The organism is Azospirillum sp. UFLA03-27 (assembly GCF_059803775.1).
In genome coordinates this window covers 1-17,950 of record NZ_JAUQTX010000137.1, presented here as the reverse complement: position 1 = coordinate 17,950, position 17,950 = coordinate 1, and the positions used below count along the sequence as shown (strand labels likewise).

Genomic DNA, 17,950 nt, shown 5'->3' with positions numbered 1-17,950 from the left:
GCGTATAATCGTCGGCAGCGTCAGATGTGTATAAGAGACAGGGAGAGGGAACCACGCGGTTCCGCCCTTCGGCCTTCGCCCGATAGAGCGCGGCGTCGGCCACCCGGAGCGCGTCGTCGATGCCGTTGGGAGCACCAGGCATCACCGGGGCGACGCCGAAGCTGGCGGTCATGCGGAACGAATCGCCATCCGGCCCCATCTCCTGCGCGGCGACGCGCTGGCGCAAGCGTTCCGCCACGACCGACGCATCCGTCAGCGCGGTGTTGGGAAGCAGAACCACGAACTCCTCCCCGCCGTAGCGGCCGATCAGGTCGCCGGGGCGTAGGGCGCCGTCCAGCGTCTGTACGAACCGCTGCAAGGCCGCGTCGCCGGCGGCGTGGCCGCGGCTGTCGTTGATGCGCTTGAAATGGTCGATGTCGGCGATCAGCAGGGACAGGGGCTGCCGGGACCGCAGCGCCCGCCGGATCTCCTCATCCGCACGCTCCAGAAGGGCGCGCCGGTTGGCGACGCCGGTCAACGGGTCGGTCTGCGCCTGGGCAATCAGCAGCCGGTGCATTTCGGTGATGCGGCCGCCCGCCTTCAGTCGCGCCTTCAGGTGGGCGCGGTTGACCGGCTTGTGGATGAAGTCGTCCGCCCCGGCGTCCAGCGCCTTCATCTCGTAGAAGGGTTCGTCATGGGACGTCATCAGGATCAGGTAGCTGTAGGCGGTGCGTGGATCGGCCTTCAGAAGCCAGCACACCTCCAGCCCCGACAGCCGCGGCATCTCCCAATCGATGATGGCGATGTCGAAGGATTCGGCCTGGGCAAGGTTCAGCGCTTCCCGGCCGTCCCTGGCGAGGATCACGTCATGGCCATAGGACGCCACCTGCTCCGAGAGCATGGTGCGCATCAGGACCGTATCGTCGGCGATGAGCACGCGCATGGCGGGAAACTGCCTCATACCTTCGTCTGCGGTCAATGAGTGGAAGACCGCCGCGGCGTCATTTTCAGGCGTCCGTCCCAGCCGTCCTATCGCCTTCACGGTAACGTTGCGCCTAAGGTCGTGGTCGCCCCGCTGCGGCCCTTGCGGCATAGTACGGGCCGAACGGGGCGCCCATGTCCGGGCGCGCAACGCAAGAGGGGACAGCATGGCCCGCTATACGGGCGTCTACGGATTTCCGGAATCGGCCGACGGCGCGCGGCGTCTGGCCGAGGCTCTGAACGTTCCCTGCCACATCGCCGAGCTGCACCGCTTTCCCGATGGGGAAAGTCTTGTCCGTATGCCCGAACCGGTGGAGCGGGCGGTGGTCTACCGCTCGCTCGACCGTCCGAACGACAAGCTGGTGGAACTGACGCTGGCCGCCTCCGTCCTGCGCCGCCAGGGCGCCACGGAGCTGTGCCTCGTCGCCCCCTACATGGCCTACATGCGCCAGGACGCGGTGTTCCGCCCCGGCGAGCCGGTGAGCCAGACGGTGGTGGGGGACTGGCTGGGCCGGCTGTTCGACCGCTTCGTCTGCGTGGAGCCGCACCTCCACCGCACCCACACGCTGGACGAGGTGTTCGTCGGGCGCCCCTCCGTCTGCCTCAGCGGTGCCGGGGCCATCGCCGAGCGGCTGCGCCGTGACGGGACCGCGCCCGACGCCGTGATCGTCGGCCCGGACGAGGAGGCCGCCCCGTTGGTCGGGGCGGTGGCCGGGCCGCTCGGCCTCACCGCCCTGGTCGGTCGGAAGGAGCGGCGCGGCGACCGCGACGTGACGGTGACGCTGCCCGCCGATGAACCGTTGGCCGGACGGCCCGTGGTGATCGTCGACGACGTCATCAGCTCCGGCGAGACGATCTTCTCCTGCGCGCGGGCCGCGCGGGCCGCCGGGGCGGCTTCCGTCCGGGTGTTCGGAGTCCACGCCCTGTTCGACGCCGCGGTGGCTGCCCGCTTCGAGGCGGAAGGGCTCGGCACGCCGCTGTCCTGCGACGGGGTTCCGCACCCCAGCAACGACCTGCCGCTCGCCCGGCTGATCGCCGACGCGCTGCTGGCACCCTGTTGATGGCACCTTGTTGACGGCCCGGTAACCCTTCTTCAGGCAGGATGGAGGGATAGGGCACAAGAAGGCGGAGTTTCGCCATGGCACTGTCCCTCACCTTCCACGGCGCCGTCGGCACGGTCACCGGTTCCTGCTTCCGCATCCAGACCGGCGACGGCGACCTGCTGATCGACTGCGGCCTGTTCCAGGGCACCAAGACGGTCAAGGAGCTGAACTACCGGCCCTTCCCCTTCAAGCCGTCCGCCGTGAAAGCGGTCTTGCTGACCCACGCGCACATCGACCACTCCGGCCTGCTGCCGAAGCTGGTCCGCCAGGGCTTCAAGGGGCGGGTGCACACCACCGCCGGTACCGCCGACCTGCTGGCCTACATGCTGCCCGACAGCGGCTACATCCAGGAGACGGAGGTCGACCGTCTGAACCGCCGCAACCGCCAGCGCGGGCGCCCGACGGTCGAGCCGATCTACACCCAGGCCGACGCCCAGGCGGCCATCCGCCACCTGCACGCGGTCGATTACGGGGAGTGGGTGAAAGTGCTGCCCGGCATCCGCGCCCGCTTCTGGCAGGCCGGGCACATCCTCGGCTCGGCGTCGGTGGAGCTGGAGGTGACGCGCGGCGGAACGGCGGAGACGATTCTGTTCTCCGGCGACCTCGGGCCGGGCGGCAAGTCCTTCCACGCCGACGCGGAGGGGCCGCCGCGGCCCGACTGGATGGTCCTGGAGACCACCTACGGCAACCGCGAGCGGGTCGAGGTGGGCGAGGCCGAGCGGCAGGCCCTGCTGCGCGACGAGGTGCGGGCGGCGCTCGGCGCGGGCGGCACCCTGCTCATCCCGGCCTTCGCGGTCGAGCGCACGCAGGAGCTTCTCTACGACCTCCACCGGCTGTTCGATCGCGGCGAGATCCCCTTGGTCGACGTGTTTCTCGACTCGCCGTTGGCCGACGCAGTCACCGGGGTGTTCCGCCGCCATCTGGCCGATCTCGGCACCGACGGCGATCCCTTCGCCCGGCCCAACCTGCACCGCGTGCGCTCCGTCGCGGAAAGCCAGAAACTCAACGCGATCAAGGGTGGCGCCATCATCATGGCGGCCAGCGGCATGTGCGACGCCGGGCGCATCCGCCATCACCTGAAGAACCATCTGTGGCGCCCGGAGGACACGGTCCTGCTGGTCGGTTACCAGGCGCCGGGCACACTGGGCCACCTGTTGCAGCAGGGGGCGGCAAACGTCCGCATCCATGGCGAGGAGATCGCCGTGCGCGCCCGCATCCGGTCGCTGGACGTCTATTCCGGCCACGCCGACCGCAGCAGCCTGCTGGCCTGGGTGGCGGCGCGGCAGGGGGTGGGGCGCGGCCTGTTCCTGGTGCATGGCGAGGAGGAGGCGCGCGCCGGCCTGCGCGACGCCCTGGTCCGCCGCGGCTGGGACCCGGCGCTGATCCGCCTGCCCGAGTTGGACGAGGTGGCCGATCTGACCGCCGCCGTTCCGGCACTGGCGCCTGCCATGGCCCAGGGCGGTCCGCCGCGGCTGGAGCCGGAGGCTGTGGCCGCCGGGCGGGATTGGCACAACCGCTACGCCGCCTTCCTGCTGGACCTGCACCGGGCGCTGGACGCGGCGCCCGACGACGCGGCGCGGGAGGCGCTGCTCCGCGGGGTGGGCGACCGCCTGCCGCAGGCGGCGGGGCCGCCGGCAGGCTGATCGGCCTGCCCACGGTCGGGCGGCGCATGCTATAGATCGGTGATGGCAGATCGGTGACGGCAGACTGGTGACGGCCGCGAAACAAAGGGATGGCGGGGCGATGGGGAAGGTGGCGAACATCGTGGTCCAGATGGCGCGGAAGCTGACCGACGACAACGCCCGGCTGGGCCGTGTTCGCAACGCCGGCAAGCCCAAGACCTTTCCCCATTTCCGGGAGATCCGGAACGCGTACCTGGACATCCAGGGGTTGGTCTTCTCCATCCAGGAGCGGTTGCAGGAGGCGGGGGACGAACTGCCGCCCAACTTTCCGCAATGGGTGATCCGGCAGAAGCTGACCGCCATCGCCCATTTCACCGACATCAGTTACGCCTTCGTCAGCGACCCGCCCTTGGCGCTGACCAGCTCGCTCGGCGCCTTCGATGTGCTTCAGGCGGAGCAGAAGGCCTTTTCGGAAACGCTGAACGCCTTCGACATGATGCTGATGGAAGCGGGCATCGACGACAAGACTGCCGACGAGTTGGACGCCACCCGCACGAAGATTGAGCAGATCCTGGGCATGATCGAGACGCTTCTGGAGAACAGTCCCAAGGTGCTGCAGGAGTTTTGAGCGTCCCCGCACGCGAAGGGCGATTGCGGAAATATTTATACGCTTTTCGCACGGCCGCATTCTGGTTAAGGTCTACCGGCGCGCGTCGTTTCCTCCGGCGGGTTCCGGGTGGGCGGCGGGCGGCATGGGCGCCCCCGAAGGGCGCCGCAGCGGCGTGACAGGCAGCTTCGGTACGGCCATGCAGAGGTCTTCAAGCCCCGATCCGATCGACCTGGCGCCCAGCGGGTCCGCCACGGATTCGGTGGCTGTTCCGAAGCGTCTTCCCCTGCTGGCCCTGCTGGCCGCGCTTCTCCTGACCGCCCTGGCTTGGCACGACACCCGGCAGCGCGTCGCCGCGGACGCTGACAGCCGCTTCGCCCTGCGGGTGGAGGAACTGCACCGCCGGTTCGAGAACCAGATCCAGGTTTATGTTCAGGTGACGCGCTCCGCCGCCGCCCTGTTCACCGCCTATCCGGAGGTGAAACGCGCGGAATGGAACCGCTTCGTGGACGGGCTGCACCTCGTGGAGCGCTTCCCCGGCATCACCGCCGTCGCCTTCGCACGGGTTGCCGACCAATGGACGAGCCCGGAGCTGGTGACGGAAGCCCGGATGGACGGGCTGCGAAACTTCCGCATCTGGCCGGAAGCGACCGGTCCGGTCCGGCTCGTCACCCTTTACGCCGCTCCGGTCAGCGAAAGCACCCTGCGCACGCTCGGCTACGACCTGCTGTCGGAACCGGTCCGTCGCGCCGCCGCGGAACAGGCGCGGGACAGCGGCGAGCCGGCGGTCACCCGCGCCGTCGCCCTGCGGCTCGACGAGGGGGAAGCCTCGCCGCCCGCCTTCATCGTGTTCCAGGCCGTCTACCGCGACGGGCTGAGCCCCGCCACGCAGGAGCAGCGGCGGGCCACCCTCGCCGGGCTGGTGATGACCCCGATCCACGTCGCTCCGCTGGCCGAGTCCGTGTTCGGACGGATGAACGACATCGCCGCGACGGTGTTCGAAGGGCGGCGGGAGTTTCCGCTCTACCGCAGCCGCCCGGAGCCGTCGGAGCAGCCGTTGCTGACGGCGAGCCGGGACGTCACACTGGGCAGCCGCGTCTGGTCAGTCCAGTACGAAAGCCGTTCAAGCTTCGAGGACGCTGTGGACAGCTGGAAGCCGACGCTGGTCCTGGCGACGGGGCTGTCGCTCAGCGTTCTCCTGTCCACCCTGCTGTGGGCGCTGGCCGCGACGCGCGACCGGGCGCTGGTGATCGCCCGGCGCATCACCGCCTCGCTGCGCCGTCGCGAGACGGAACTGGATCTGCTGTTCAATCAGGCGCCGCTGGGCATCGCCCTCATCGGTCCGGACGCCAAGATCACTGACTGCAACCCGGCCTTCGCCCGCGCGGTCGGGGTGGGGCGTGACGGGCTGATCGGAATCGACACGAAGCTGCGCGCTCAGGACCCGGCGGTGATCGCCGCCATCGACTCCGCCATCGCCGGGGAGAGCGTGCGGCTGGAGGTCGACCGGCTGCTTCTGGCCGGTGGTCGGCACAGCCATTTCTCTCTTCACCTCCAGCCGGTGTCCACCCCCGGCGACCCGCCCTTCGTCATGGCCTTCGTGGAGGACATCGGCGACAAGCGACGGGCCGAGCAGCACATTCACTATCTGGCCCATTACGATCCGCTGACCGGCCTGCCCAACCGGGTCCTGCTGTTCGACCGCATCGCCCAGGCCGCCCGGCAGGCGCGACGCGACGGTGGCAAGGTCGCCGTTCTGTTCATCGATCTGGACCATTTCAAGGTGATCAACGACAGCCTGGGCCACTCTTTCGGTGACGAGGTGCTGCGGTCGGTGGCGCGGCGGCTGCACGGCGGGATGCAGCCGACCGATACGGTGGGTCGGCTGGGCGGCGACGAGTTCCTGATCGTCGTGCCGACCATCCAGAAGGCCGCGGAGGCCGCTGCGGTGGCGGACAAGGTGCTGGCTCAGCTCGCCGCGCCCTTCGCCATCGGCGGGCGGAACTTCGTGGTGTCGCCCAGCATCGGCATCAGCCTGTTCCCCGACGACGCGGAGGACGCCGAGGGACTGATCCGCTGCGCCGACATCGCGATGTACAACGCCAAGGACGCCGGGCGGAACGCCTACCGTTTCGTCACGCGCGAGATGGGCGCGCGGTCCCGCGAGCGTCTGGATCTGGAGGCGGCGCTGCGCCGTGCCCTGCAGAATCGGGAGCTGTTCCTCGTCTACCAGCCGCAGCTGCGCATTTCCGACGACCTCGTGGTCGGGGTGGAGGCTCTGTTGCGCTGGCGCCACCCGGAAGCCGGTCTCATCATGCCCAACCGTTTCCTGCCGGTGGCCGAGGAGACCGGCCTGATCCAGGCCATCGGCGATTGGGTGCTGGACGAGGTGTGCGCCCAGATCGGCCGCTGGCGCGACCAGATCGGTCTGGCGGTGCCGGTCGCCGTGAACGTCTCTGCACAGCAGTTCCGCGACGGCCAGCTTCCCGCCAAGGTGGCCGCCGCGCTCGACCGCAACGGCCTCCAAGGGTGGGAACTGGAGATCGAGGTCACCGAAGGCACCCTGATCGACGACATTCCGTCGGCCATCGCGACGCTGCGCGCGCTGAAGCAGCGTGGGTGCCTGATCGCGCTGGACGATTTCGGCACTGGCTACTCCTCGCTCAACTACCTGCACCGCTTCCCGATCGACAAGCTGAAGATCGACCGCTCCTTCATCCACGATCTCGAGCAGGACGGGGCCGGCGATTCCATTCCGCGGGCCATCGTTGGGCTGGGCCGCAGCCTGGGCCTGTCGGTGGTCGCCGAGGGTGTGGAGACGGAGGCGCAGCTCCAGCTTCTGCGCAGTCTCAAATGCGAGAGTTTCCAGGGCTATCTGTTCAGCCGCCCGGTCCTGGCGGAGGAACTGGAACCGATCCTGGCGCGGCGTGCCGCCCGCGGCCATCCCGCGTCGAAGGTGGAGCCGATGGCCAGGGAGCCGGTGTAGCGGCGGTCAGCGGGGAAAGGTCACCACACCTTCCTCCGCGGCTTGCCAGGCGGGCTTCGCGTTGTGGCCGATGGTGCTGCGCTCCTCGTCCATCCGGTCGCGATGGCGCTGCATTGATCGGCGGTGGCGGTTCAGCCCGGCTGCATCGCCGTCGCCCGACCCGTCATTGTCCCGCACCCAACCGCGCGCCACCGCCGTTCCGGCCAGGATCCCGAAGCCGGCGACCACCGCGGTGGTGATCCAGGGGTGCATCCTGGCCTCGGTGTAGAGGCTGGTTTCGCGCACGAAGCGATGCCGGCCGGCGCGCTCCCGTCCGTCGTCGCCGTGGCTGTGCAGGGCGTCGTTGCGCGGGCGGAGCGGCCCGCCGGAGCGGATGACCCGCGGCAGGGTCCGCTCCATGATCCGGTCGGTGAGCCGCGGCGCGAAGGTCTCCGCCAATGCGAACAGCTTGGCACCGCCGCCGACATAAAGGTCACGCATCGGCCGGCGGGCGCAATGCAGGATGGCCTTCGCCACGACCTCCGGCGCGTAGACCGGGGGCGGGTTGTTCGGCTCCACCTCCATCAGGTTCAGGGCGTGGTCCTCGTAGAGGCTGTCGACGGCCGCCGGCTTGATCAGGCTGACCGAGATGGGCGCGCCCTCCGCCTCCAACTCCATGCGAAGCGCGTCGGTGAAGCCCTTCACGGCGTGCTTGGTGGCGACATAGGCGCCCTGAAGCGGGATGGCGCGGTCGGACAGCACGCTGCCGATGTTGATCAGCGCCCCGCCGTTCCGCCGCAGGTGAGGGATGGCGGCCAGCGAGCCGTTGACCACGCCCCAGTAGTTCGTCTCGAACAGGCGGCGGTGGTCGTCCGGGGCGGTGTCCAGGAGCTTGCCGATGATCGCCACGCCGGCGTTGTTCACCCAGGTGTCGATCCGGCCATAGCTGCGGACCGCCGCGTCGGCGACGCGCCGCAGGGCGTCGGGGTCGGCCACGTCGGCGACGCAGTGGATCGCGTCCCCGCCCGCGGCGCGAATCTCCTCGGCCGCCTGGGCGAGCGCGTCGCGGTCGCGGGCGACCAGCACGACCTTCGCGCCCTGCCGGGCGGCCATGCGGGCGGTGACCAGACCGATGCCGCTCGACGCGCCGGTGATGATGATCACCTGCTCGTCAATGGGTTTAAGCCGCGGTTGCATGGGTGCCGTTCCTCCATCGTTCGATTGTCGGAATCCGTGCGTCATCCGCTGTGAACAGGCGGTGTGGCGGAGCGTTGCCGCCGGGTGGTGCGTCCGGGCCACTCCGAAAGGAGGGTTGGCGGGTCAGCGAAGCGGCACAGCTTTACCGGGACCTGTCAGGCGGGGAGGACACAGCGCCCATGCTCAAAACAGCCGCCAAAGCCGGCGGACTCGCCGACCGATTCCGCCGGGTGCGCGCCACCTCGGCGGAACTGGCCGTCGGGCTGTCGCCGGAGGATCAGGTGGTGCAGTCCATGCCGGACGCCAGCCCGGTCAAATGGCATCTGGCCCACACGACGTGGTTCTTCGAAACCTTTCTGCTGATCCCGAATCTGCCGGGCTACCGGCCCTTCGATCCGGCCTTCGGCTATCTCTTCAATTCCTATTACGAGGCCGTCGGCGCCCGCCATCCGCGGCCCCGGCGCGGTTTGGTTACGCGGCCCGGCGTGGCCGAGGTGGCGGCCTACCGCGACCATGTCGACGCCGCCATGCTGACCCTGCTGGAGCGTGGCGACGCCGAGCGGCTGGCCCCGCTGGTGACGCTCGGTCTTGCGCACGAGGAGCAGCATCAGGAACTGATCCTGATGGACCTGCTGCACCTGTTCTCCTGCAACCCGGTCGCGCCGGCTTATCGGCCCTTCCGCCCGGCCTTGCGCGGCACCGCCCATGAGGGGCGCTGGATCGCGGTGGACGGCGGGATCGTCGCGGTCGGCCACGGCGGCGAGGGCTTCGCCTTCGACAACGAGGGGCCGCAGCACGAGGTGCTGCTGCGCCCCTTCCGCCTGTTCTCCCGCGCGGTGACCAACGGGGAGTGGCTGGCCTTCGTCGAGGACGGCGGCTATCGCAACCCGGCGCTCTGGCTGTCCGACGGCTGGGCCACGGTCAACATCGAGGGGTGGGAGGCGCCGGCCTACTGGCGGCGCGGCGAGGATGGCGGCTGGCGGGAGTTCACCCTGTTGGGCGAGCATCCGCTGGACGAGGACGCCCCGGTCTGCCACGTCGGCTTCTACGAGGCCGACGCCTTCGCCCGCTGGGCCGGCAAGCGCCTGCCGACGGAGGTCGAATGGGAAACCGCCGCCGGCAACATGCTGGGCAGCGGGCTTTCCCCCACCGGCAACACGCTGGGCAGCGGCCTGCTGCGCCCGGTGGCCGCCGGGGAGGGCGAGGGGCTTGTCCAGATGTTCGGCGACGTCTGGGAATGGACGGCCAGCGCCTACAGCGGCTATCCGGGCTTCCGTCCCGCCGCCGGGGCGGTCGGCGAATACAACGGCAAGTTCATGGCCAACCAGTATGTGCTGCGCGGCGGATGCTGCGCCACGCCGGACGGCCATGCCCGCGCCACCTACCGGAATTTCTTCTATCCGCACCAGCGCTGGATGTTCAGCGGCGTGCGCCTCGCGGAGGACGCCTGATGACAGCAATTTCCGCCGCCCGCGCCCATCCGGCACAGGGGCCGGCGCAGGACGATGTGTTCCTGTCCGATGTGCTGGAGGGTCTGTCCCGCCCGGACAAGAGCCTGCCCTGCAAGTACTTCTACGACGCCAAAGGCTCGGCCCTGTTCGACGCCATCTGCACGCTCGACGAATATTACCCGACGCGGACCGAGACGGCGCTGCTGCACGACCGTGCCGAGGAGATCGCCGCTCTCGCCGGGCGCGGCGCCACCCTGGTGGAGCTGGGCAGCGGGTCGAGCGTGAAGGTGCGCATCCTGCTCGACGCGCTGGACGCGCCGGCCATGTATGTGCCGGTGGACATCAGCCGTGACCATCTGATCGCCGCCGCCGCCCGGCTGGCCGGCGACTACCCGGCGGTGACGGTGGTGCCTGTGGCCGCCGATTATGTGCGGGGCTTCGCGCTGCCGCGGGGCGTCGCACCGGAGCGGACGATGGCCTTCTTCCCCGGCAGCACCATCGGCAATTTCCGGCCCGCCGAGGCGATGACCTTCCTGAACGGCCTCGGGCGGCGGCTCGGTTCCGGAGCGCGGCTGCTGATCGGGGTGGACCTGCGCAAGGACCCGGCGGTGCTGGAGGCCGCCTACGACGACGCGCGCGGTGTGACCGCCGCCTTCAACATGAACCTGCTCGCCCGCATCAACCGCGAGCTGGACGGCACCTTCGATCTGGACCGCTTCGCCCATGTCGCCCGCTACGACACCGCGCGCGGGCGGATCGAGATGCATCTGCGCAGCCTGGACGACCAGACCGTCTGCATCGCCGGCCATCCCATCCGCTTTGCCCGCGGCGAGACGATCCACACCGAGAACTCCTACAAATACTCCGTCCCTGGCTTCCGCCGCCTCGCCGCCCGCGCCGGCTGGCACACGGAGCGGAGCTGGACCGACGAGCAGAGCCTGTTCAGCCTGCACTGGATGGTTCGGCATGGCTGACCCCGTTTGGCACCGGGAACACCATATCCGGAGCAGGGTTGAGTCCCGTCGAGACACCGCAACAACGGGACAGGCCCCATGACCAGCATCTTCGACCGGATCAAGCAGGACCACGACACCATCCGCCGCCTGCTCGACGCGGCCGAGAAAGCGGACGGCGACGGGCGCGCCGCCTACGAGGACTTGCAGCGCGAGCTGTGGGCCCATGGCAAGATCGAGGAGGCCGTCTTCTACCAGTCGCTGTCCAAGGCGAAGAACACCAAGCAGGAAACCACCGAGGGACTGAACGAGCACCACATCATCAACGGCTTCCTCGACGAGCTGAACGCCATGCCCGCCGACAGCACGGCCTGGAAGGCGAAGCTCCAGGTGCTCGGCGAAGTCACCCGCCACCACCTCGACGAGGAGGAGGAGGAGCTGTTCGAGGAGGCCAAGAAGGCGCTCGACGACAAGCGCGCCGAGGAACTCGGCAGCATCTACGGGGAGCGCAAGAAGCAGATGCTGGCCGCCCTGGCCCCGTTGCCCAAGAGCGCATAACCAGCGCGTGACGCCAAGCGCGACGGCGTTCGAGTGAAAGAGTGGACCGCAGTCTCTTGCGTCGGGGCTTCCCGCCGTGACAGGCTGCGGTCTTCCGTTCCGCTGCACGAACCGTCGCCATGCCCCCGATCGCAAAGACCTCGATCGCCAAGCCCGCCCCGAAATCCGCCGCCGGCTCGCTCGCCTCCTTCGCGCCCTGGGCGGGGGAGGGCGGCGTCCGCGTCTATCTGAGGCCGGTCGGTCTGCTGCCCATCGCCGCCTGGAGCGCCGGTGCGGCGGTGCCGCTGGCCGGCGGACGCTTTTCCTTCGCCACCGCCGAACTGATCGTCCGGCAGGGCGCGCGGATCGAGCGGGCCTTTGCACCGCTGACCGAGATCATGGCCTGGGGGTGGGAGCGCGGCACCGCCGTGGCGCAGAGCCTGGACAAGCGGCTGGGCGCGCTGACCCGCGGGCGGGCGCCGTTCGCTGGGCTGGACCTCGGTCGCCCGCGCATCATGGCGATTGTCAACGTGACGCCGGACAGCTTTTCCGACGGCGGCGACTTCTTCGACGCCGGGACCGCCATCGCCCACGGCGAAGCGATGCTGGGGGCCGGGGCCGACCTGCTGGACGTCGGCGGCGAGTCCACCCGACCCGGCTCTGCCCCCGTGTCGCCGGAGGAGGAGGAGGCCCGTGTCCTGCCGGTGGTCCGCCACTTCGCGGCCAAGGGCGCCGTGGTCTCGGTGGACACGCGGCACGCGCGGGTGATGCGCGCGGCGCTCGACGCCGGGGCGGCGCTGATCAACGACGTGGCCGGGCTGCGCGACCCCGGCGCGCTGCCGCTGGTGGCGGAAAAGGCGGCCCCCGTGGTCGTCATGCACATGCGGGGCGAACCCGGCACCATGCAGCAGAATCCGGTTTATGAGGACGCGGCGCTCGACGTCTTCGACTGGCTGGAGGAGCGGGTGGAGGCCTGCCTCGCCGCCGGGGTGGCGCTGGAGCGCATCGCCATCGATCCCGGGATCGGCTTCGGCAAGACGGTGGAGCACAATCTCGACATCCTGCGCCACACCGCCCTTTATCACGGGTTGGGCTGCGCCCTGCTGATCGGGCTGTCGCGCAAGACCCTGATCGGCAAGCTGTCGCGGAGCGAGCCGCCGAAGGAACGTCTGGCCGGCTCGCTGGCCGGGGGGCTGGAAACGCTGAACCAGGGCGCGCAGATCCTGCGTGTGCATGACGTTCCCCAAACGATCCAAGCGCGCGCCGTCTGGGAGGGGCTGCATCCTGCAAGGGTGCCGTGATCGAAGCGCGCACGTAACCCTTTGGCGTCTGCGCGGAAGGGTTCTTGACCCTGCCCCCCGCGGCAAGCGATGACCTTCTCACCACATCCGCGATTGCGGTACAGTGACTGGCCTATTCCTGAGGGATTTCATGACGCGACACCTGTTCGGCACCGACGGCATCCGTGGCACCGCCAACATCGACCCGATGACGGCGGAAACCGCCCTGCGCGTCGCGATGGCGTCCGCTTTGCAGTTCCGCCGGGGTGACCACCGGCACCGTGTGGTGATCGGCAAGGACACCCGTCTGTCGGGTTATCTTCTGGAGCCGGCGCTGACCGCGGGCTTCATCTCCATGGGCATGGACGTGGTGCTGCTCGGCCCGCTGCCGACGCCCGCCGTCGCCATGCTGACGCGCTCGCTTCGCGCCGACCTCGGCGTGATGATCTCCGCCTCGCACAACCCGTATCAGGACAACGGCATCAAGCTGTTCGGGCCGGACGGCTACAAGCTGTCGGACGCGGTGGAGATCGCCATCGAGACGCGCATGGGCCAGCCCTTCGCGCCGGACCTCGCCGGCTCGGCCGATCTCGGCCGCGCCTCGCGCCTTGAGGATTCGACGGGCCGCTACATCGAGTATGTGAAGAACACCTTCCCGCGCGGCCTGCGGCTGGACGGGCTGAAGATCGTCGTGGACTGCGCCAATGGCGCCGCCTACCGCGTCGCCCCGAAGGTGCTGTACGAGCTGGGGGCCGAGGTGATCCCGGTCGGGGTCAACCCGGACGGCCTGAACATCAACAAGGACTGCGGCGCCACCGCCACCCGGACCCTGCAGGAGCAGGTGGTGGCCCATGGCGCCCATCTGGGCATTGCGCTGGACGGCGACGCCGACCGCCTGATCATGGTCGACGAGGCCGGGCGCGTCGTCGACGGCGATCAGGTCATGGCGCTCATCGCCTCCTCCTGGGCACAGGCGCAGACGCTGAAGGGCGGCGGCGTGGTCGCCACGGTGATGTCCAACCTGGGCATGGAACGGCACCTCCAGGGGCTGGGCATCGCGCTGGTCCGTACCCCGGTCGGCGACCGCTATGTGGTGGAACATATGCGCGAGCACGGCTACAACGTCGGTGGGGAGCAGTCGGGGCACGTCGTGCTGTCCGACTATTCCACGACCGGCGACGGGCTGATCGCCGCACTCCAGGTCCTGGCGGTGCTGATCCAGTCCGGCGGCCGGGCGGCCAGCGAGGTCTGTCAGGTCTTCGCCCCGGTGCCGCAGAAGCTGACCAACGTCCGCTTCGCCGCCGGTTCGAAGCCGCTGGAGATCGCCTCCGTCCAAGCGGCGATCCGCGACGGCGAGGCGCGGCTGAACGGGTCGGGACGCATCCTGATCCGCAAGTCGGGGACCGAGCCGGTGATCCGCGTCATGGCGGAAGGCGACGACGAAGGGCTGGTGCACGCGGTGGTGGCCGACATTGCCGGCGCCATCACGGACGCCGCCCGGCTGGAGACCGCCTCCTAAGGCCCACCCTCCAACCAGACGACCAGACGGAAGCAATCCCGATGCAGGCCCACCCGATCAACGGCCGTGTTCTCATCGTCGCCGGGTCCGATTCCGGCGGCGGTGCCGGCATCCAGGCGGACATCAAGGCGGTCAGCGCGCTGAACGCCTTCGCCATGACCGCCATCGCGGCGCTGACCGCTCAGAACACGACGGGGGTCTATGGCGTGCTGCCCGTTGACCCGGCCTTCGTCGCCCTGCAGATGAAGGTGGTGCTGGAGGATCTCGGGGCCGACAGCATCAAGATCGGCATGCTCGCCAACGCCGCCGTCATCGAGGCGGTGGCCGGCGAGTATGAGGCGCGGGCCATCAACGTTCCGCTGGTCGTCGATCCGGTGATGGTCTCGAAAAGCGGCCATTTCCTGCTGGAGCCGGACGCTGTGCAGACCCTGCGCAAGCGCCTGCTGCCCCATGCGGAACTGGTCACTCCCAACCTGCCGGAGGCGGAAGCTCTGACCGACATCCCGGTGCGCAACCTGGACGATATGCGCCGCGCCGCCGAGATGATCCGCACCTTTGGGCCGAAGGCCGTACTGCTGAAGGGCGGTCATCTGGAGGACGAGCGGCTGTGCGATCTGCTGCTCACCGAGGACGGCGAAGAAGTGTTCGAGGGACGGCGCATCCACACCCCGCACACCCACGGCACCGGCTGCACCCTGGCCTCGGCCATCGCCGCCGGCGTTGCCCAGGGATTGGGCGTGCGCGATTCGGTGGCCCGCGCCCGCGCCTATGTGGACGAGGCCATCCGCTCCGCCCCCGGTTTCGGGCATGGCCACGGCCCGTTGAACCACCTGCACACGGTCCGGCCGTTCCCGTAAGGACGCCGCCGTTCCGTCTCCTCACACAATCGACAGCATCGCTGTCTGCGGATTCTCGAGCAGGTCGGCCAGCGTGCGCAGGCCGCGCGCCAGCTCGTCCCGGCTGTGCGGGTGGCAGAGGCCCAGCCGCACGGCGTGGGGCGCGCTGGCCCGGCCCACGGCGAACACGTCGCCGCCGGTCACCTTCACGCCGCGGCGCATCGCCTCGGCGATGAAGTCGTCGCGCCGCCAGGGCTCGGGCAGGACCAGCCAGAGATGCTGCGCCGACGCGTGTCCGCAGACGGCGCTGGCAGGCAGGATGGAGCGGGCGATCTGCTGGCGCGCGATGGCTTCCCCGCGCTGGGCTTCGGCGATGCGGTCGGCGCTGCCGTCGGTGATCCAACGCGTCGCGACCTCCGGCGGCAGGGGCGGGGAGGAGTATTGCAGGGCGCGGATGACCGCCTCGACCCGCGGCACCAGGGCCGGCGGAGCGACGACGTAGCCGACGCGCAGGCCGGCCGACACGCTCTTGGACAGGCTGTTCACGTAGACGGTGACGTCCGGGGCGATGGCCTGGATGGGCTTCACGTCATGCACCAGGAAGCCGAACACGTCGTCCTCCACCAGCATCACCCCGTAGCGGCGGGCGATCGCCGCGATCTCCATGCGTCGGGCCTGCGGCATGACGGAGGCGGTGGGGTTGTGCAGGGTCGGCACCAGATACAGCGCCTTGGGCGCCAGACGGCGGCAGGCGCTGTCGAAACTGTCTGGGACCACGCCATGGTCGTCGATGGCGATGCCCTCCAGATGGTAGCCCTCGACCGCGCTCAGCGTCTTCATGCCGTAATTGGTCAGCCGCTCCGTCAGCACGACGTCGCCGGGACGCGCCACCGCGGCCAGCGCCACCGCCATGGCGTTCTGCGCGCCGGTGGTCAGCAGGACGGTGTCGGGTGAAGCCGCTGCCCGGTGCTGACGGGTGAGCCATTGCGCCCCGGCGGCGCGGTGGGCGGGTAGGCCGGCGTGCGGCGCGTATTCCAGCAGCGCCCCAAGATTCGGCGACGCGCCGATGGCGGCTAGGGTGGCGCCCATCATCGGCACCGACATCGGGTGCTCCGGAGTCACGACCGTCATGTTAATAACCGAGGGTTCGGGCCGCGGAGTCCAGCTGAAGGGGTCGGAGGGGGGCATGTGCCGCTGCCCCTGCACGAAGGTACCGCGCCCGACCTCGCCGCCGATCAACCCGCGCTTCTCCGCCTCCGTGTAGGCGCGAGTGATGGTGCCGACGGTGACGCCGAGGCGGTAGGCGAGGTCGCGGTGGGTGGGGAGCCGTGTACCCGGAGCGAGCCGGCCGCCGGCAATGTCATCGGACAGGGCATCGGCGATTGCGCGGTAACGGGGGCCTTGCCGGCCCTCCAGATCAGGAACCCAATTTGTCATAGGGACAATGATGACATTGTACCGATCCTTCGGCAAGTGTCACCGCATTGTCGCCATTGTGCGTGTCCGGTTGCGCTGCGCGTCCGGGAACCCGGATGGCCGGGCGGGCGTTGCAGTCAGGACCGCCCGGCGCCGCTTCGGCATCCCTTTCGCGCCGGGCACAGCCGGGAGAACGCAGGCATGAGCGCCGAAAACGCCATCCGACACACCTACGACCGCTTCTTCGGGGGCGAACGGAATCTCGGGCCGCTGGAACGCGCCGTGTCCACCGGCCTCGGCCTCGTCATGGCGGCGGGCGGCGTGCGCCGCGGCGCCGACGTGCGGGGCGCCATCATGGGGCTGGCCGGCGCCGCCCTGGTGGCCCGCGGCATGAGCGGCCATTGCCCTCTGAAGGCCATGGTGGCGGACGAGGATCACGACCGCCTGTCCGGTCCGCGCGCAGAGCGTTACAGCCCCGGCGAAGGGCCGCTGGAGCGCACGCCGGCCCGCACCGGGTCCTATTCCTGACGCGCTCCTATTCCTGACGAAACGTGATGGTCATGAGGACGAGGAAGCGGCACGACGGCGCCGCTTCCACTCCTTCCAGCGCCGTTCGCCGCGCACCAGCGCGCGGTTGATCGGCGGGCGAAGGAACGGAACGTCGTAAGCGAGCAGAACGAGGCCGAGGGGCAGCATCCAGATGCCCAGCACGGGCAGGAAGCTGAATAGGCCGCCGAGAATCAGCAGCAGCCCGGCGGGGACGCGCACCCAGGTCGCCCGCGGCTCGCGGAGCCAGGCCAGCGTCCGCGCCATGGAGTCGGGAAGCTTCTCCTGGATGCGATCCACCCGCCGTTCGAGGCGTCTGTGGTGCTGGTCGCTCAACGCGGCACTCTCCATCTTGTTGATCCGGCTCTGGTGGTTGTTGAAGGATGAGGCGGCGCCCCGGCTTTCCGGACCCGCCGCTCCCAAGCCGCCATATGGGAACAGCCAGGCGTGTTCCAAGCTCCCGTTCGTGTGGAACCTGTGAGGGACGGGTATCTTGAAAGGCGGCGGCCACACGGCCAATTATTAGGTCAATCAGGGTCCGGGCCCCTCTGGCAGCCGAGTCATCGGTTATGAGGTGGGGGCTGCGATGTCGGATCTCTTCATCTGCCTTTGCGCCGACGGGCGTAACCGCATCTGGAGGGTTCTTCGATGGACAGCGCAGCCATCCCTTCCCGCCGCCGCTCAAGCGCGGACGATCCGCTGCCATGTGCCCACCGCCGGTCGGAGGCTTGCCGGTCAAAGGCCCGCCGGTCAGAGGCTTGAACGAGGGAGTTTTCGCAATGTTCGACCAGTATCCCAACCAGAGTCGTTGGGGCGCGGGCGCCGCGGGCGTGGACCGTGCGGCGTTCGACGAGGGCCTGCGCAAGCACATGCTGCGGGTTTACAACTTCATGATGCTCGGCCTGGGCGTGACGGGGCTTGTGGCGCTGTTCGTGGCGAGCACGCCGGCGCTGTACGT

The 17,950-nt window shown here is 69.5% G+C and carries 15 protein-coding genes; 11 read left to right on the top strand and 4 right to left on the bottom strand.

All coding sequences use genetic code 11. The features are described from left to right. Positions 1–940: GGDEF domain-containing protein (locus tag Q4I23_RS19770; RefSeq protein WP_498527313.1), on the bottom strand; the 940-nt coding region annotated here is incomplete at its 3' end. A 187-nt stretch (positions 941–1,127) separates the two neighbouring features. Here Q4I23_RS19770 and prs point away from each other — a divergent pair. The 4 genes from prs (at position 1,128) to Q4I23_RS19750 (ending at position 7,278) form a co-directional block, all read left to right on the top strand. Beyond that, complete coding sequence (gene prs / locus Q4I23_RS19765; protein WP_498527312.1) at positions 1,128–2,021, top strand: ribose-phosphate diphosphokinase; 894 nt, start codon at positions 1,128–1,130, stop codon at positions 2,019–2,021. Positions 2,022–2,098: 77 nt separating this feature from the next. Continuing rightward, positions 2,099–3,706 carry an MBL fold metallo-hydrolase gene (locus Q4I23_RS19760; RefSeq protein WP_498527311.1) on the top strand — a complete coding sequence of 536 codons (1,608 nt, stop codon included), beginning with the start codon at positions 2,099–2,101 and terminating at the stop codon, positions 3,704–3,706. Between the two features lie 100 nt (positions 3,707–3,806). Next, on the top strand, positions 3,807–4,313 hold the full coding sequence (locus Q4I23_RS19755; protein WP_454018146.1) for a hypothetical protein: 507 nt from the start codon (positions 3,807–3,809) through the stop codon (positions 4,311–4,313). Positions 4,314–4,437: 124 nt separating this feature from the next. Then, positions 4,438–7,278, top strand: coding sequence for a bifunctional diguanylate cyclase/phosphodiesterase (locus tag Q4I23_RS19750; protein WP_498527310.1), 2,841 nt, complete (start codon positions 4,438–4,440; stop codon positions 7,276–7,278). Positions 7,279–7,284: 6 nt separating this feature from the next. Here Q4I23_RS19750 and Q4I23_RS19745 read toward each other — a convergent pair whose 3' ends face one another. Further along, entirely contained in the window at positions 7,285–8,454 is a 1,170-nt protein-coding gene (locus Q4I23_RS19745) for an SDR family oxidoreductase (RefSeq protein ID WP_498527309.1), read from the bottom strand. Between the two features lie 179 nt (positions 8,455–8,633). On the opposite strand from Q4I23_RS19745, the gene egtB reads away from it, so the two are divergent. From egtB to thiD, 6 genes are all read left to right on the top strand, one after another. Then, on the top strand, positions 8,634–9,905 hold the full coding sequence (gene egtB / locus Q4I23_RS19740; protein ID WP_498527308.1) for an ergothioneine biosynthesis protein EgtB: 1,272 nt from the start codon (positions 8,634–8,636) through the stop codon (positions 9,903–9,905). Continuing rightward, entirely contained in the window at positions 9,905–10,879 is a 975-nt protein-coding gene (gene egtD, locus Q4I23_RS19735) for an L-histidine N(alpha)-methyltransferase (protein ID WP_498527307.1), read from the top strand. Before egtB ends, egtD begins: the two co-directional genes overlap by 1 nt. Positions 10,880–10,957: 78 nt before the next feature. Continuing rightward, positions 10,958–11,416: a hemerythrin domain-containing protein gene (locus Q4I23_RS19730; RefSeq protein ID WP_014240091.1), complete on the top strand. Its 459-nt coding sequence runs from the start codon at positions 10,958–10,960 to the stop codon at positions 11,414–11,416. Positions 11,417–11,535: 119 nt separating this feature from the next. After that, positions 11,536–12,696, top strand: coding sequence for a dihydropteroate synthase (gene folP / locus Q4I23_RS19725; protein WP_498527306.1), 1,161 nt, complete (start codon positions 11,536–11,538; stop codon positions 12,694–12,696). 130 nt (positions 12,697–12,826) lie between these two features. Further along, positions 12,827–14,194 carry a phosphoglucosamine mutase gene (gene glmM, locus Q4I23_RS19720; protein WP_454018153.1) on the top strand — a complete coding sequence of 456 codons (1,368 nt, stop codon included), beginning with the start codon at positions 12,827–12,829 and terminating at the stop codon, positions 14,192–14,194. A 41-nt stretch (positions 14,195–14,235) separates the two neighbouring features. Continuing rightward, on the top strand, positions 14,236–15,051 hold the full coding sequence (gene thiD / locus Q4I23_RS19715; RefSeq protein ID WP_174440371.1) for a bifunctional hydroxymethylpyrimidine kinase/phosphomethylpyrimidine kinase: 816 nt from the start codon (positions 14,236–14,238) through the stop codon (positions 15,049–15,051). A gap of 21 nt (positions 15,052–15,072) precedes the next feature. On the opposite strand, the gene Q4I23_RS19710 is transcribed toward thiD, so the two are convergent. Further along, a complete protein-coding gene (locus tag Q4I23_RS19710) occupies positions 15,073–16,467 on the bottom strand; it encodes an aminotransferase-like domain-containing protein (RefSeq protein ID WP_014240095.1) in 1,395 nt (464 codons plus the stop codon). A gap of 180 nt (positions 16,468–16,647) precedes the next feature. On the opposite strand from Q4I23_RS19710, the gene Q4I23_RS19705 reads away from it, so the two are divergent. Then, complete coding sequence (locus Q4I23_RS19705) at positions 16,648–16,974, top strand: YgaP family membrane protein (RefSeq protein ID WP_454018155.1); 327 nt, start codon at positions 16,648–16,650, stop codon at positions 16,972–16,974. Positions 16,975–17,004: 30 nt separating this feature from the next. Here Q4I23_RS19705 and Q4I23_RS19700 read toward each other — a convergent pair whose 3' ends face one another. Then, positions 17,005–17,328 (bottom strand): hypothetical protein, encoded by a 324-nt coding sequence (locus Q4I23_RS19700; protein WP_454018156.1) that lies wholly within the window; start codon positions 17,326–17,328, stop codon positions 17,005–17,007. Between the last annotated feature and the right edge of the window lie 622 nt (positions 17,329–17,950).